The 15,825-nt window shown below is 63.8% G+C and carries 13 protein-coding genes; 10 read left to right on the top strand and 3 right to left on the bottom strand.

Annotated elements, in window-relative coordinates; all coding sequences use genetic code 11:
• Nucleotides 1-15 precede the first annotated feature (15 nt).
• The 7 genes from BMW89_RS07720 (at nucleotide 16) to BMW89_RS07690 (ending at nucleotide 9,862) form a co-directional block, all read left to right on the top strand.
• A complete protein-coding gene (locus BMW89_RS07720; RefSeq protein ID WP_092024302.1) occupies nucleotides 16-2,646 on the top strand; it encodes a sensor histidine kinase in 2,631 nt (876 codons plus the stop codon).
• A 6-nt stretch (nucleotides 2,647-2,652) separates the two neighbouring features.
• Nucleotides 2,653-3,768: a sensor histidine kinase gene (locus BMW89_RS07715; RefSeq protein WP_092024300.1), complete on the top strand. Its 1,116-nt coding sequence runs from the start codon at nucleotides 2,653-2,655 to the stop codon at nucleotides 3,766-3,768.
• A 141-nt stretch (nucleotides 3,769-3,909) separates the two neighbouring features.
• The gene (locus tag BMW89_RS07710; RefSeq protein WP_177195901.1) at nucleotides 3,910-4,485 is read left to right on the top strand and encodes an HdeD family acid-resistance protein; all 576 of its coding nucleotides are present in this window, start codon (nucleotides 3,910-3,912) and stop codon (nucleotides 4,483-4,485) included.
• Nucleotides 4,486-4,602: 117 nt separating this feature from the next.
• On the top strand, nucleotides 4,603-5,814 hold the full coding sequence (locus BMW89_RS07705) for an ABC transporter substrate-binding protein (protein ID WP_092024295.1): 1,212 nt from the start codon (nucleotides 4,603-4,605) through the stop codon (nucleotides 5,812-5,814).
• Nucleotides 5,815-6,038: 224 nt separating this feature from the next.
• A complete protein-coding gene (locus BMW89_RS07700; RefSeq protein ID WP_092024293.1) occupies nucleotides 6,039-7,271 on the top strand; it encodes an acyl-CoA dehydrogenase family protein in 1,233 nt (410 codons plus the stop codon).
• 340 nt (nucleotides 7,272-7,611) lie between these two features.
• Nucleotides 7,612-8,103 carry a septal ring lytic transglycosylase RlpA family protein gene (locus BMW89_RS07695; protein WP_092024291.1) on the top strand — a complete coding sequence of 164 codons (492 nt, stop codon included), beginning with the start codon at nucleotides 7,612-7,614 and terminating at the stop codon, nucleotides 8,101-8,103.
• 208 nt (nucleotides 8,104-8,311) lie between these two features.
• The gene (locus tag BMW89_RS07690) at nucleotides 8,312-9,862 is read left to right on the top strand and encodes a hypothetical protein (RefSeq protein WP_244547546.1); all 1,551 of its coding nucleotides are present in this window, start codon (nucleotides 8,312-8,314) and stop codon (nucleotides 9,860-9,862) included.
• 33 nt (nucleotides 9,863-9,895) lie between these two features.
• Here the strand turns inward: BMW89_RS07690 and BMW89_RS07685 are convergent, their stop codons facing one another.
• Nucleotides 9,896-10,804: a LysR family transcriptional regulator gene (locus BMW89_RS07685; protein WP_092024288.1), complete on the bottom strand. Its 909-nt coding sequence runs from the start codon at nucleotides 10,802-10,804 to the stop codon at nucleotides 9,896-9,898.
• 130 nt (nucleotides 10,805-10,934) lie between these two features.
• Between BMW89_RS07685 and BMW89_RS07680 the strand changes: the two genes are divergently transcribed.
• The 3 genes from BMW89_RS07680 to BMW89_RS07670 are packed head-to-tail and all read left to right on the top strand — an operon-like array spanning nucleotide 10,935 to nucleotide 13,366.
• Nucleotides 10,935-12,158 carry an MFS transporter gene (locus BMW89_RS07680; protein WP_092024285.1) on the top strand — a complete coding sequence of 408 codons (1,224 nt, stop codon included), beginning with the start codon at nucleotides 10,935-10,937 and terminating at the stop codon, nucleotides 12,156-12,158.
• Between the two features lie 24 nt (nucleotides 12,159-12,182).
• The gene (locus BMW89_RS07675) at nucleotides 12,183-12,353 is read left to right on the top strand and encodes a cupin domain-containing protein (protein ID WP_210187558.1); all 171 of its coding nucleotides are present in this window, start codon (nucleotides 12,183-12,185) and stop codon (nucleotides 12,351-12,353) included.
• On the top strand, nucleotides 12,350-13,366 hold the full coding sequence (locus BMW89_RS07670; RefSeq protein WP_092024283.1) for a zinc-dependent alcohol dehydrogenase family protein: 1,017 nt from the start codon (nucleotides 12,350-12,352) through the stop codon (nucleotides 13,364-13,366). The genes BMW89_RS07675 and BMW89_RS07670 overlap by 4 nt, the downstream gene beginning before the upstream one ends.
• 272 nt (nucleotides 13,367-13,638) lie before the next feature.
• Here the strand turns inward: BMW89_RS07670 and BMW89_RS07665 are convergent, their stop codons facing one another.
• Nucleotides 13,639-15,156 carry a M81 family metallopeptidase gene (locus BMW89_RS07665; RefSeq protein ID WP_092024281.1) on the bottom strand — a complete coding sequence of 506 codons (1,518 nt, stop codon included), beginning with the start codon at nucleotides 15,154-15,156 and terminating at the stop codon, nucleotides 13,639-13,641.
• A gap of 63 nt (nucleotides 15,157-15,219) precedes the next feature.
• Nucleotides 15,220-15,672 (bottom strand): arsenate-mycothiol transferase ArsC, encoded by a 453-nt coding sequence (locus BMW89_RS07660; protein ID WP_092024279.1) that lies wholly within the window; start codon nucleotides 15,670-15,672, stop codon nucleotides 15,220-15,222.
• Between the last annotated feature and the right edge of the window lie 153 nt (nucleotides 15,673-15,825).

Genomic DNA, 15,825 nt, shown 5'->3' with positions numbered 1-15,825 from the left:
TCCCGCGGTGGCGATATGGGCACGGCAACCAGGACCGTGAATTCGTCGTTCAGCGTCGTCGGCGTGTTGATCGCCTTCGGCGTCGGCAGTGCGCTGCTGCTGACGACCGGACGACGCGACTATCCCGAGCTCCACACCATCCTGGATACCGGCATCACCCTCATCACGGGGCTGCTGGCCTTGCTGTTCTGGGATACGGGGACGCGTATCGAACAGCCGCTGTTCAAGCGGCTCGCGATTGCTTTCGCCGCGACCTTCTTCCTGGAGTTCCTCCATGTCCTGGTGATCGTGGAATGGTCGGGGTCGCTGGCGTTCCTTATGGAGTTGCGGGAATTCCTCAGGCCCGCGACGTGGCCGCCCGCGGCGCACATCCTCGCGATCGGCATTCTCGCCACGATCTGGTCGTCGCGGCGGGATCGGGGCGGGATTCCGGCCTTCGCGCTGTTCATGGCGGTGGTGGCCGTGCTGCTGGTCGTGATCTTCCAGCGCCTTCCGCCATATAGCCCGCCGGGCCTGCTCGATATCACCCGTCCCGTGCTGATCCTGGCGCCGCCATTGTGGCTCGTCACTTCTGTCCTGTGCTGGCGCTTGCGACTGACGGACCGGATTTTCCGGCCGCTGGCCCTGATGGGCGCCGCCGTTATGCTCGGCCACGTCGCGATGTTGTATTCGGAGGCACCGCACGATACCGAGGCGATGGTCGCTCACCTCGGCAAGATTTCCGGACGTATCGTCCTGCTGCTCGCGATGATGCAGATGGCGTCTTCGGACATGCTGGAGCGGATGTTGGCGGAAACCGAGCTCGCGCGCTTGAACGAGGAGCTCGAACAGCGGGTCGAGGAGCGGACCACGCAGCTCGCGTCGACCAACCTGGCCCTGGAATCCGAGATTCTCGTGCGCCGGCAGGCCGAGCAGAAGACGCAGGCCCAGCTCGCCCGGCTCAGTCTCCTGCACCAGATCACGCGCGCGATCGGCGAGCGGCAGGATCTCAAGAGCATTTTCCAGGTGGTGATCCGCAGTCTGGAGGACCAGTTGCCGGTGGATTTCGCCTGCCTGTGCTTTCACGATACCGTCGACCACGTCCTGACGGTGGAATGCGTCGGGCTCAAGAGCGGCGCGCTCGCGATGGAGCTTGCCATGCCCGAGCGCGCGCGGATCGACATCGACGAGAACGGCCTGTCGCGCTGCATGCTGGGCAAGCTCGTCTACGAGCCGGATATCGCGCGATCATCCTTCCCGTTTCCGATGCGGCTGGCCCGCGGCGGATTGCGCGCGATGGTGCTCGCTCCGCTCCAGGTGGAGAGCAAGGTGTTCGGCGCCCTTGTTGCGGCACGCAGGGACGAGGGCAGCTTCAGCAGTGGCGAATGCGAGTTCCTGCGGCAGCTCAGCGAGCATGTGGCGCTCGCGGCCCATCAGGCGCAACTCCATGGTGCCCTTCAGCAGGCCTATGAGGATTTGCGGCAGACGCAGCAGGCTGTGATGCAGCAGGAGCGGCTGCGCGCCCTCGGGCAGATGGCCAGCGGCATTGCCCACGACATCAACAATGCGCTCTCGCCGGTGTCGCTCTATACGCAATCCCTGCTGGAAGCGGAGCCTAACCTCAGCGTGCGCACGCGCGACTATCTGGAGACGATCCAGCGCTCGGTCGAGGACGTCGCCCACACGGTCACGCGCATGCGGGAGTTCTACCGGCAGCGCGAGCCGCAATTGACGCTGCGGCCGGTCCAGCTCAACGAGCTGGTGCGGCAGGTCGCCGATTTGACGCGGGCGCGCTGGAGCGACATGCCGCAGCTCCGCGGAACCGTGATCACGCTGCGCAACGAGCTCACCGAGCCGTTGCCCGCGGTTTCCGGCGTCGAGAGCGAAATCAGGGAAGCGTTGATCAATCTCATCTTCAATGCCGTCGATGCGTTGCCCGGCGGTGGCACGCTGACATTGCGCACGCGGCTGCTGAGCGGCGGGGGCGGCCCGGACCAGGTGCGGGTCGAGGTCGGCGATGACGGCGTCGGCATGAACGAGGAGACCCGGCGGCGTTGCCTCGAGCCGTTCTTCACCACGAAGGGTGAGCGCGGCACCGGACTGGGCCTTGCGATGGTCTACGGCGTCGCCAGGCGGCACAATGCCGAGGTCGAGGTCGACAGCGCGGTCGGCCTCGGCACAATCGTCTCGCTGAATTTTCCGGTGCCGGAAGCGCCGTCCGCCACGCCGTCGCAGGACAGGCCCGAGACCGCAAGACCGCCGCGACTGCGGCTGCTGCTGGTCGACGACGACCCACTGCTGCTCCGGTCGTTGTGCAATACGCTGGAGACCGAGGGACATGTCGTCGTGACGGCCAATGGCGGCGCCGCGGGCATTGCGGCGTTCCACGCCGCCTCCGAACGCGGCGAGGCCTTTGCGGCCGTCGTCACCGATCTCGGCATGCCGAACGTCGACGGACGCAAGGTGGCAAGCGCGATCAAGAACGCCTCGCCGACGACACCCGTGATCATGCTGACCGGCTGGGGCAAGCGCCTCACATCCGAGGATGACATTCCGCCGCACGTCGACTATCTCCTAAGCAAGCCGCCGAAGATGCGCGAGTTGCGCGAGGCGCTGGCGCGCTGCTGCGGGCCTGACGGCCCGTCAGGCGCGATGGCGGCAGGATAGAGAACAATGCCGACGACAGTTTCGAAGGCCCGCATCCTCGTTGTCGACGACGAAGTGGCGCAGATGAAGGCGCTGTGCGATACGCTGCCGGGGGACGACTACGAGGCGGTCGGCTTCACGGACGGCCAGGCCGCGCTGGCGGAGTTGCGGCGGGCCAGATGCGATCTCCTGCTCGCCGACCTGATGATGCCGGGTATGGACGGCATCACGCTGCTGCGGGCCGCGCAGGAGATCGATCCGGACCTCGTCGGGATCATCATGACCGGCGACGGAACCATCACGACCGCGGTCGAGGCCATGAAGGCGGGCGCGCTCGACTACATTCTCAAGCCGTTCAAGCTGAGTGTCGTCATTCCCGTGCTGGAGCGCGCGCTGGCTGTGCGGCGCCTGCGCCTTGAGAACGCGGAGCTCGCACAGCGGGTGCGCGAGCGCACCACCGAGCTCGAGGCGGCGAACCGGGAGCTCGAAGCGTTCTCCTATTCCGTCGCGCACGATCTGCGCGGCCCGCTCTCGGTCATCGTCGGATATGCGGAGACGCTGATCGAGGATCACGCCGCGCAATGGCCGGAGGGACCCGGGAAGCTGGTCGGCGCCATCATGGCAAGCGGCGAGCATATGCAGCGCCTGATCGACGGGCTGCTGCGCCTGTCGCGGCTCGGCCGCCAGCCCTTGTCGAAGGGGGCGGTCGACACCGGAGCACTGGTTCGCGAGGTCGTGGACGAATTGCGACGGCAGCATGACGGCCGCGAGGTCACCGTCCATGTCGGCGACATTCCCGCCTGCGTCGGCGATCAGGCCCTGTTGCGCCAGGTGTTGGTCAATCTGCTCGCCAACGCCTTCAAGTTTACCCGGGCCCGCGAGAAGCCGCTGATCACGGTGATCGGCTGGACTGAAGCCGGCGAGCGAATCTACTGTGTGCGGGACAACGGAGCCGGTTTCGACATGCAGCAGGCGGACAAGCTGTTTTCGGCGTTTCAGCGGTTCCACGATTCCGATCAGTATGAGGGCACGGGGATCGGCCTCTCGATCGCATCGCGCATCGTGCAGCGCCATGGCGGGCGAATCTGGGCCACGGCCGAGATCGGCAAGGGCGCGGCGTTCTATTTCAGCATTCCGGACTGAGATGGGCGTGACGCGCCGCATTCGATCTTGATTTGCATCAATGTTGGCGCGGGCACGGACTGCTCTGCTGGCTGTTGTCCCAGCCTGGCGCGTGCTATCCTAAAGATGCGCTCTGGGGCTTCGCATGCAGGAGTGGCCACCATGACAAGTGCCTCGGATATTTCTCATCCTTCAAGTCTCGGCTCGGGCATCGCGGCACTGCATGCCAAATGGGGCTGGATCGTCGCGCTTGGGCTGGTCTATCTCATCGCCGGCTTCGTCGCGCTCGGCAGCATGGTGATGGCGACCGTGGCGAGCGTGATCGTGGTCGGCGCGATGATGATCGTCGCCGGGGTCACCGAGGTGATCGGCGCATTCCAGATGAAGAGCTGGGGCAAGTTCGTGATCTGGGCCTTGCTCGGCATGCTCTACATCGTCGCGGGCTTCCTGACCTTCGAAAACCCGTTGTTCGCGGCCGCACTGCTCACCCTGTTCCTCGGCGCCTCGCTGCTGGCCTCCGGCGCCGTCAGGCTGTTTCTCGCCTTCAGCATGAAACGCGAGAGCCCGTGGGTCTGGGTGGCGCTGTCGGCCGTCATCACGCTGCTGCTTGGGCTCTTGATCCTGGCGCGCTGGCCGGTCAACAGCGTCTATATCCTCGGCCTGTTCCTCGGCATCGACCTGATCATGGCGGGCGCGGGCTGGGTGAGCCTGGGCTTCAGTCTGAAGCGACGCGGCTAGGCTATCAGCAACTCGACGCAAGACCGTCCTGTGGAACTCCGCTGATCTGGCGTGCTGACAATAAAGCAGCACGCCGCGCGTTCACCTCGCGTGGACGATCATCACCGGGGAGAAACCATGAAAGCCGCTTTGGCCCTGGCCGCAGTGCTGGCCGCCGCCTGCCTGTCCACGCCCGCTTCCGCACAGAAATCCTATGGTCCCGGCGTCACCGACACCGAGATCAAGATCGGCAACACCATGCCCTATAGCGGCCCGGCATCGCCGCTCGGCATCACCGGCAGGGTCATTTCGGCCTATTTCGACGAGGTCAACGAAAAGGGCGGCGTCAACGGCCGCAAGCTCAATCTGTTGTCGCTGGACGACGCCTTCTCGCCGCCGAAGACGATGGAAGCGGCGCGGCGGCTCGTCGAGGGCGACGGTGTCGCCTTCATCTTCGCGACCATGGGCACCGCGCCGAGCTCGGCGATCGCAAAATATCTCAACAGCAACAAGGTGCCGCAGCTGTTCCTGATCAGCTCGGCCTCGAAGTGGAACGACCCTGCCAACATGCCGTGGTCGATGGCGCTGCCCTGGGCGCCAAACTACACCAGCGAGGCCGCGATCGACGTCGCCTATGCTCGCGCCAAGAACCCGAACGCGCGCTTTGCGGTGCTTTATCAGAACGATGACGCCGGCAAGGAATATCTGCGCGGCGTCAAGGAAGCGCTTGGTGCCGATGCGGACAAGGCGATCGCGATGGCCTCGAGCTTCGAGGTGACTGATCCGACGGTCGATTCCCAGGTGCTGACGCTCGCCAATACCAAGGCCGAAATCTTCATGATCTATTCGGTGACGCCGCGCGCCTGCGCGCAGGCGATCCGGAAGGCGTATGAAGTCGGCTGGCAGGCGACACGCTTCCTCGCCTCCGGCTGCGCCAACAAGGCAACCGTGATGGTGCCGGCCGGCCTCGATGCCGGCAAGGGCGTGCTGTCGCTCGGCTCGCTGAAGCCGTTCGTCGAGCAACCCAAGGACGATCCGGCGATGGTGGCCTATATCGACTTCATGAAGAAGCACCTGCCCAATGCCGACATCAACAACGTCGCCGGCCTCTATGGCTACACCGTCGCGGAGGCGCTGGTGGTGCTGCTCAAACAGTGCAAGGACAATCTGACGCGTGAGAACATCATGGCGCAGGCATCGAACCTGAAGAACGTGCCGCTGTCGCTGTTGATGCCCGGCATCACCCTCAACACCACGCCGCAGGATTTCCGCCCGATCAAGGACGGCTATATCCTCCAGTTCGACGGCAACGACTGGATCGTGGCGAGCGAGCTGCTGCGGGGGACGTGAGGCGGCAATTGAAGGGTGGCCGCAGAGGCGGTGCACCCTCGCCCCTTGTGGGAGAGGGTGGATCGCATCGAAGATGCGAGCCGGGTGAGGGGTGTCTGTCCGCGAGTCGTCTTTACATTTGAACCCGCGGATACAACCCCTCATCCGGCGCTTCGCGCCACCTTCTCCCACAAGGGGAGAAGGGAAGAGGCACCTTCATTGCGTAGGGCGAACAGGAGATCATCATGGACTTTCAACACTCCGCGCGTTCGCTGGAGCTTCAGGAGCGCGTCCGCAAGTTCATGCGGACGCATGTCGAGCCGGTCGAGGAGGTCTATTACGAGCAGGTGAAACCGGAAGCCGCGCGCTACCGGACGCCTCAGGTGCTCCAGGACCTGAAGCGGCTGGCGCGCGAGCAGGGGCTCTGGAACCTGTTTCTCTCGGGTGAGCACGGCCCAGATCTTAACAATTCAAGCATGACCAATCTCGACTACGCGCCCGTGAAGGAGATCATGGGCCGCATCCTCTGGGCGCCCGAAGTGTTCAACTGCTCGGCCCCCGATGTCGGCAACATGGAGGTACTCGCAAACTACGGCACGCCGGCGCAGCAGGAACGCTGGCTAAAACCACTGCTGGAGGGGCGCATCCGCTCCGGCTTCTCGATGACCGAGCCGCAGGTTGCCTCCAGCGATGCGACCAACATCCAGTGCCAGATCAGGCGCGACGGCGGCGACTACGTCATCAACGGGCGAAAGTGGTTTACCTCGGGCGCGATGAACGAGGATTGCGAGATCCTGATCGTGATGGGCAAGACGGCGCCCGACGATCCCGATCGCCATCGCCAGCAATCCATGATCCTGGTGCCGAAGAATACACCCGGCGTGCGCATCGTCCGCGACATGCTCACCTACGGCTATGACGATGCGCCGGTCGGCCATCCCGAGATCGTCTACGAGAACGTCCGCGTGCCCGCCGAGAATATCCTGCTCGGCGAGGGCCGCGGCTTCGAGATCGCGCAGGGGCGGCTCGGCCCCGGCCGCATCCACCATTGCATGCGGCTGATCGGCTGCGCCCAGCGCGCGCTGGAGTTGATGTGCCAGCGCTCGGTGTCCCGTGTCGCCTTCGGCAAGCCGCTCGCCGAGCAGGGCTCGGTGCGCGAGGACATTGCGCACTCCTTCTGCGAGATTGCGCAGGCGCGGCTGCTCACGCTGCAAGCCGCCGACAAGATGGACCGCGAAGGCAACAAGGCCGCGCGCGATTTGATCGCGGCAGCCAAGATCGTGGTGCCCAGCATGGCCGCGCGCGTCATCGACCGCGCCATCCAGATTCACGGCGCCGCCGGCGTCTCGCAGGATACGTTCCTCGCGCGCGCCTATGTCTACGCCCGCTTCATCCGCATCGGCGACGGTCCGGATCAGGTGCATCTCACCGCAGTCGGCAAAGAGCTGATCAAGCGTGGCGGCGTGATCGCAAGCTAAGGCCTCCTGTTGCAAGCAACGATATTGCAACTGTCGTGAAGTTCCGCGCGATTGCGGTTTTCACGGACATTGCGCAATGCGCGTTTACCGCTGAGCACGTAAGACTCCGGGAGGCGAGACCCGAGGCTCTCGGGGCCATGCTGCTGACTCATTCCCTGTCTTAGACGGCGACAACGAAAACACTGTGCGGAGCCGCTCAGGTTCCCACTACGGTTCCGCAGCCCAGGGGTTGGCTCGAATCCGCAAACGATTGGCGCAAGTTCGAAACGCTTCCGCGTTCGCTTGACCATGTTCTGCGGCATCGGGAACCGGACGATCGAAAAAAATCAAAGGAGATATAATGGTGTTCCGCTCGAGCGCCGCGATTTGCGGCGCCCTGGTTGCGCTTGCCGTTTCCGTTACCGTTGCTCGAAGTGAAACAAGTGAGGTCCATCTCATCGCCGTCGTCGATGCCGCCTCCGGGGATGCGATCGTTGGCGCCGCATCCACGTATAATCCGTTCAAGCCCGGCAAGGAGGAGGGCGGCCCGAGCACGGCCTCCGGCGAGCGTTATGATCCCGAGGTCTGGACGGCTGCCATCAAGACGAGCTTGCGTCAGAAATTTGGTGGCGTCCAATTCGGGGCGCGACCGAAATTTGCTCTCGTCGAGGCCGTCGGCAAGAAGGTCATCGTCAAGATCAATGACGTGGGGCCGCTCAAGCCTGGCCGCATCATCGACCTCAATGAGCGGACGATGCGCCATTTCGACCCGGGCATGGATCTTGGAGTCATTCCTGACGTCACCGTCACGCCGCTGTCCGGCGACGATTGGACTCCCGGGCCGGTTGGCTGAAATTCCTACCCAAAGGAGTTACAGCACTCCGGGAGTGCGGAAACGACGGCGGGGTAGCGGGGCAGTCCGGCCCCGCGTTTCTACGCCCCGCAGGCCGTAAAACAGCATTGTTTCAGGCCATGACATCATCGCTTCAGATCATTGTAGTACAATAGTAACGACTGCTGATTGAGAGTACCGCCGAGCACGCCACGGCAGGTTAGCGCAGGTGAATGAAAATAGATCGCTTCCGCCGGAACAGACGTCTTTCGCCGACGTCACAACAGGCGGTCGCACCCCGGGCATGCCGGGACGTCATTCCGGCTTGAATCAGCGTTGGATTGTCGTGGCCGCGATCCTCCTGACGGCCTTGCTTGTTCAAATGCCTGTCGTTCTTAACGCGGATTTGAGCTGCCTGCTTTCTGAAGGAGAGCAAATTCTGGATGGCCGAAAGCTCGGAGTCGACGTCTTCGAGCTGAATCCGCCGCTATCGGTCTACCTGTACATGCCTGCGGCGCTGCTTGCGCGAATAACCGGTATTGCGCCTGAGATCATCGTGATCATCCTGGTGATGATCGAGATCGTTGCCGCGCTCATGATGATCGATCGCGCCGCCGCGGCGGCGAAGTTGGGAGCTGGAGAGAGAAGTACTTCAACGTGCTTGCTCGCTTTTTTGTTCGCAGTCCTTCCCTGCGCCGTATTCGGGCAGCGTGAGCACATAGCCGTCATCGCGCTGACCCCCTTTGTCGCCATCACTGCGATCCGCTGGCGTGGCCTTTCACCCGGACTGGTTGCGATCCTGGCAGGACTGAGTGCCGGGCTGGCCATCAGCATCAAGCCCTACCTTGCTCTCGTGGCAGGCCTTCCGATCATCCTTGGCGTCATCCGCCAACGTTCTCTCAGGCCCTTGTTCACCCCTGAAGCGTGTGCCGCCGCCGCGATCGTCATCGGCTACGGGGCGGTGGTCGTTATCGTCTTTCCCGATTATCTGTTCACCTATGCCCCGATGGTCGCTGCCACCTATCTGGCAATGAGGAAGGATTTGGCTGGTCTGCTTCCTTTCCCGATCGTCGTGATAACGGCTTGCATTGTGTTTCTGCGCCAGATCGCTCCGCAAGGCCTTAAAATGGGAGGCGACGCAACCCCCTGGCTGGCCGCAGCCATTGGCGGGGCCGTGAGTTTCGTCCTTCAAGGCAAGGGCTGGACATACACGGCATACGCGTTTTGCCTGTTTGCGATTGCAGCGCCGTTGCTACATGTTCGCACAAGGAATTTGCCGATGTCGGTCAAGATCGGCGGCTTCGTTGGCGTTGCGCTCATCGGGTTCTGTTTGTCGCTGTCGCGCCAGGAATTTCCGCCGCTGGAGCGGCATATCCAGGCACTTGCAAAGCACCCGCGACTGCTCACGATTACCGATCACGTCGCTCTGGGGCATCCGCTCGTCCGTCAAATCGATGGGACTTGGGTGGGCAGCTCGTGCGTGCAACTGCTGACGGCCGGCGCAATGCTGGTCCAGAACAGCTCGCAGTCAACGCGGGAAGAGCGAGCAAAACTGGACAGCATCGTACATTTCGAGCGGCGGCAGTTGTTGGCAGATCTGCGAAACGGCCGCCCCGACGTGATTCTCGTGGATACCTATCTGCAGAGCACGGTCCCGTTCGACTGGTTGGCCTGGGCCAATTCAGATCCCGAACTCCAGACAGAGCTCAGCCGCTATCGTGAAGTTGAGGATGTTGGCCGCGTTCGAATATTTGTCGATCCGTCCAGCCTGGCACGATAATTCCGCTCTGTTCGACATACGCTGCCGATTCCCCTAGCCGCGCTTTCTTCGCACGTCGTGATGGCGCAGCGCGTCGACGATCACCTTGAAGGCCGCCGAGTTCTGCCGCGAGGTCGGATAATAGATGTAATAGCCGTCGAACTTCGGCGACCAGTCGTCGAGCACGATGACGAGCTCCCCGGACCGGACCTGCGGCGCCACCATGTCTTCGGGGAGATAGGCGATGCCAAAGCCTTTCACCGCGGCCTCGATCATCGCGCGGGAGTCATTGAAGGTCAGTTGCCCCTCGACACGGACCCTGAGGTCGGGACCGTTCTTGGCGAACTCCCAAACATAATGACCGCCGGACGCAAGACGCCGCTTGATGCAGGCGTGATCGACGAGATCTTGCGGGTGCTTCGGTTTCGGGTGCGCTTTCAGATAGGCCGGCGAGGCGACCGCGACGAGCCGCCAATCCGGGCCGATGCGCACCGCGATCATGTCCTTCTCGACGCTCTCGCCGAGGCGGATGCCCGCATCGAAGCCATCCTTGACGATGTTGCGGAAACCACTGTCGAGGCTGAATTCGACCTTGATGTCGGGGTATTTCTTCAGGACCGGCACCAGCTTCGGCCAGACGACTTTTTCGAGCGCATGGTCCGACAGCGTGATCCGGATGGTGCCCGACGGCGTGTCGCGCAGCGACATCAGCGCGGCGATGTCGCGATCGATCTCCTCGATGCGGGGCGCAACCGATTGCAAAAGCCGCTCGCCCGCCTCGGTCAGGCCGACGCTTCGGGTGGTGCGTGTCAGCAGCCGCAGGCCCATCTGCGATTCCAGCCGCTTGATCGTATGGCTGAGCGTCGATTGAACCACGCCCAGCTTCGCTGCGGCCCTGGTAAAGCTGCGCTCGCGGGCGACGGCCACGAAAGCCAGCAGATCGTTGAAATCCTGAGTTGCCATGGCCGGCACTATTCATGAGCTGCATCGATTAATGCAAGCAAATTATAGCGGCTAATCGAATGCCGCCGGCGGCGCTATGTGTTGCCGTGAACAGCGCCAGCCTGGGCGCTTCGCGACACGTGGATCCCCGATGGACGTCACCGCCGACCAAGAAACGACGCAGCCAAAGCGCGCGTGGAGCGCGGTTTTCGCGCTGTCTCTTTGCGCCTCGATGCTGGTGGCATCCGAATGGATGCCGGTGAGCCTGCTCACGCCGATCGCGGATAGTCTGCATTTGACCGAGGGGCAGGCCGGGCAAGCCATTTCCATATCCGGCCTCTTCGCCATCCTCACCAGTCTTTTTATCTCGGCCGCAACGCGCGGGATCGATCGCCGGTCCGTCCTGCTGTGGCTGACCGGCGTCACGCTGGTCTCGGGCGTCGTTGTGGCCTTCGCTCCCAATTACCCGCTCTTCATGGCCGGGCGTGCGCTCGTCGGCATGGCCGTCGGCGGCTTCTGGTCGATGTCCGCCGCAACGATGATCCGTATCGTGCCGGCCAAGGATGTCCCGCGCGCACTTGCGGTCCTCAATGGCGGCAATGCTCTTGCAACGACGATTGCCGCGCCTCTCGGCAGCTTCCTCGGCCAGTACATCGGCTGGCGCGGCGCGTTCTTCTGCGTCGTGCCGATTGCCGCGCTGACCCTGCTTTGGCAATTCGTCACCCTGCCGGAGATGCCGAGCCGGGAACGCGCAAGCGCCTTGGCGGCATTCAGGGTCCTGCGCCGTCCTGGGGTTCCCTACGGCATGCTCGCAGCGGCACTGTTCTTCCTCGGCCAGTTCTCACTGTTCACGTATTTGCGGCCCTTCTTCGAAACGGTGACGCATGTCGACGTCACGACCATTTCGGGGTTGCTGCTCGTGATGGGCTTGGCCGGTCTTGTCGGCACGTCACTGATCGGATTTGTCATCCGCGAGCGTCTTTACGCATCCCTCGTCATCATGCCCTCCGTGATGGCCGTGATCGCCGTTGCGCTGACGGCGTTTGGCTCCTCACTCGCCGCGACGGTGGCGCTGATGTTCCTGTGGGGCTTCGTCGGCACGGCGGCGCCCGTGGGCTGGTGGACGTGGGTCAGCAATGCGCTGCCTGACGATGCGGAAGCAGGCGGCGGCCTGATGGTCGCGGTGGTTCAGCTCGCCATCACCATGGGTGCGGCCGGCGGCGGCATCCTGTTCGACAGCAGCGGCTACAAGGCCACGTTTCTGTTCAGCGCCGTCATCCTCATGTTCTCGTCGCTCGCGATTTTCGCCGGAGCGCTTCGCCGCAAGGCGAGCCCGCAATGCGCTGCTTGCGCGCCGGCAAGCGCGATTCTGTAACCCAAAATATCAAGGAGGCGACAAATGCAGATAAGACAAGCAGGCTCCCAGCCGTCAGTCCGCGCCCCGGCGGAGTATTTCACCGGCACGGTCCGTATCGATCCGTTGTTTCCGGCGATCGATCCCTCTCGCGTTGCCGGCAATCACGTCACCTTTGAACCCGGCGTGCGCACGTCCAACGGAGACCAACAATGAAGGCGACAATCCTCTACGGGCCCGGCGATGTCCGCTACGAAACGATCGACGATCCCAAGATCATCAGCCCGACCGACGCGATCATCAAGCTGTCGGCGACCTGCATCTGCGGCTCCGATCTCTGGCCCTATCGTGGGCTCCAGCCGAACCAGGGCCCCGCGCATATGGGTCACGAATATTGCGGCGTGGTCGTCGAGATCGGCAGCGCGGTGCGGACCATCAGGCCCGGCCAGTTCGTCGTCGGCTCGTTCTGCTTGTCGGACAACACCTGTCCACACTGCAAGTTCGGTTTCCAGTCCTCGTGTGAGCAGCGTGAATTCATGTCGGGCGCGCAGGCTCCTTACGCGCGCGTCGCGCTCGCCGATGGCACGCTGGTCGCGACCCCGGAGATGCCGGGACGCGACCTCATCCCGCATCTGCTCGCGACCTCCGACGTGCTCGGGACCGGCTGGTACGCGGCCGACGCTGCGAATGTGAAGCAAGGCTCGACGGTCGCGGTGGTCGGCGACGGCGCGGTCGGCCTCATGGGCGTGCTCGCAGCGAAAGAGATGGGCGCCGAGCGCATCATCGCCATGAGCCGCCACAAGACCCGGCAGGATCTCGCCCGAGAATTTGGCGCGACCGATATCGTCGTCGAGCGCGGCGCGGAAGGCATCGCGCGCGTCAAGGAGCTGACCCGCGGCGTCGGCGCCGACTCCGTGCTCGAATGCGTCGGCACCCAGGAAGCGATGTCGCAAGCCCTCGAATGCACACGCCCCGGCGGCAGCATTGGCTATGTCGGCGTTCCCCATGGCGTGACCTTCGACGGCCAGGCCTTGTTCTTCGGACAGCGGCGCATGCTGGGCGGTCCAGCGCCCGTGCGGCGGTTCCTGCCCGACCTGATGGACCGCGTGCTCAATGGACGCATTCAGCCGGGCAAGGTGTTCGATCTTACGCTGCCGATCGAGCAAGTCGCAGAAGGCTACAAGGCGATGGATGAGCGCCGCGCGATCAAGACGCTGCTGATGGTGTGATGACAGGGGAGGGTACTCTCGTCGGAAGCGACATTTTGTCGACTCACCCCCGTCATCATCCGTTCAAATTCCGTTGCTAGTCTTCTACGCGACGATTGGTTCGCCGGATGTACGCGGGCCATATCGCAAACCCCGGCATCCGTGCTGGGGTTTTTCGTTCGGCATCGCGGGATGAGCCGGGATGCCAAACGAAGCACGGCCGGGTGATTGATGCTGCGCGTTCCCCGGCGCTCACGGGAATCCGGCAATCGGCGAAGCCCGCGCGGGGAGATTCAACCCGGCGGGATCTCGTCGAGCGGCCAGACCGGACGACGGACTTTTCGGTAGGACAGCTTGGTGTGGTCGAAGGTAGCAAGGCCGCCGCTATCGGCGAGGATCACCTCTTTGGCCATCGGCCCGAAGGCAGCCCGGAAGTGGTGTGCGGACTTGACTGCGACGATCCGGAATTGAGCCGGTTCTGCTCCGAGAATTCGGAACATTTCCTGATCGTAGGTCTGCAGCGTGTTGGTCGAAATTGCGATGGAGATGCCGTTGACCTCGAGCAGGGCCGAAGGGCCGAGCGTCATGGGCTGACCGGCATTCATCGGCCCCTCGCACACGAAGGCGCCGTCCGACAGGCCTGTCACCCGTCCCGTCAGCGTGAGCGAAGGCCCGTAGCTCGCTGGGTGGCGTTTGGCACCGACGACGACATCGAGGCTGGCCCCAAGGCCCGCGGCATGGCAGCGGGCCGCGGCTTCGCCGTCGCCGAGGACACCGAAGAGCACGCCACGGACCTCGGCCTGCAGCAGCGCCTCCAGCAGGCGGACGCCATCGCCGTAGGCGCCCGAACCCGGGTTGTCGCTGAAGTCGGCGATCACGAGGGGACGGGTATCCGCGACGTCAGCTGCGGCCGCGACGGCAAGCTCCGTCGCGGCCGGCAAGTCGAGCGCCGTGACGGTGACTTCGGCGCGCCGGCGGACCATCTCGTTGTGGAGCGAGGCCGCGGCCTGTTGGGCAGCTGTTTCGGCGGCGTTGTGGGAGGCGTCGTAGGTGACCTGAACGCTGGGGCCGACCTCGGCAATGTCCGATCGGCTGAAGCCCGCGCAGACGTCGACGGACAGAAGGCCGGGCGTTTGCGCCTGCATGTCCGCGGCGCGCGCCAGCAGGTCGCTCATCACGCCGCCCTGGGTCCGGCCGTGATTGCATCCTTCGAGCAGGGATCCCTGCAGGCGGAAGACTTTCGGGCGGGTCTTACCGTCCATCGCCGACTGCAGCAGCTCGGCGGCGCGGAACGCCGTCTCATACTGGTCGATGTGCGGATAGGTGCGGTAGGGCAGCATGATGTTGGCCAGCCGGCCCATGCGTTCAGTGACGTTGGCATGCAAATCGAGCGTCACCGCAATCGGGATCGTTTCGCCCAGACGCTTGCGCAATCCCTCAAGCAGCGCCCCCTCGGCGTCGTCGTCGGTCTCGGTCACCATCGCGCCGTGCAATGCGAGGATGACGCCGTCGAGCGGCCCCGTTTCACAGGCCGCGTAGACCAGGCGCTGCAATTCGGCCCAGCACTCGGCCGTCACCTTCCCGGATGGGGTGGCTGCGGCGGCGAGCGGCTGCACCAGGGTCCAGCCGTAATTTTTGGCTGCGGCCAGATGCGCGGCGATCTCCATTCTGGTGTCGGCCAGCGCCGCGGCGATCTCGGCATCACGCAGAAATAGCCGCTTGCGATAGTCCTCGAGCGTCGTCGGAACGATCGAGAAAGTGTTGGTCTCGTGGGCGACTTGCGCCGAGAGAACGCGCCGCGTCTGGCTCATGGTATTCCTTCTTGGTCTTGCTTTATACAATCTGACGAAAGGTCATATGCAAAGAGCTTGCCGCTACCGGTCGCGGATTTGCAGGCTTCCGATCAATAGCCCAACCTGTTCGTCGATCTTGGCCAGCGCCGTCGCAGAATCGAGATATTCGATATCATCCACGTCCCAGTACTGGACGCGATGGGCGACGCCGGCAAAGCGCTGCTCGATCATCGGCCGGTGCTCCGCGTCCTTCAACGCGACCACGAGCTCGGCCTTGGCAAAGTCGTCGAGCGTGCAGAGCACCGGATATCGCGCAGCGCCTCCCGGCGCGATGCCGCTCGCTTGCAGGGCCTCCAACGTGTAGGGCGAGATCGGCCCGACGTTCGCAGGAGAGAGTGTCTCGGCGACGGCTCTCGAGAAGGAAAGCCAGGCCAGCCCTTCGAGCCCGACGCGATGGTTGAAAATCTCCTCGGCATAGCGGCTTCGATAATAATTGCCGGTGCAGAGAAACAGCACGCGATTGGTCTTGGTCATCAGGCAGCGTTTCCGTAATCGATCTCAGGCCGGGTCCACGCCGCTCAATGCATGCACCTGGCCGCCGGAGGCAAGGGCTGATCAAGCGGGGCAGGGTGATAGCCCAGGCAGACAGCATTGCGGGCGCTCGCGCAAAACTTGGGACCCGCATCT

This window comes from Bradyrhizobium sp. OK095 (assembly GCF_900109945.1).
In the GTDB taxonomy this organism is placed as follows: Bacteria; Pseudomonadota; Alphaproteobacteria; order Rhizobiales; family Xanthobacteraceae; genus Bradyrhizobium.
The sequence above is the reverse complement of the archived record's forward strand: the minus strand, read 5'-3'. Positions and strand labels throughout refer to the sequence as shown.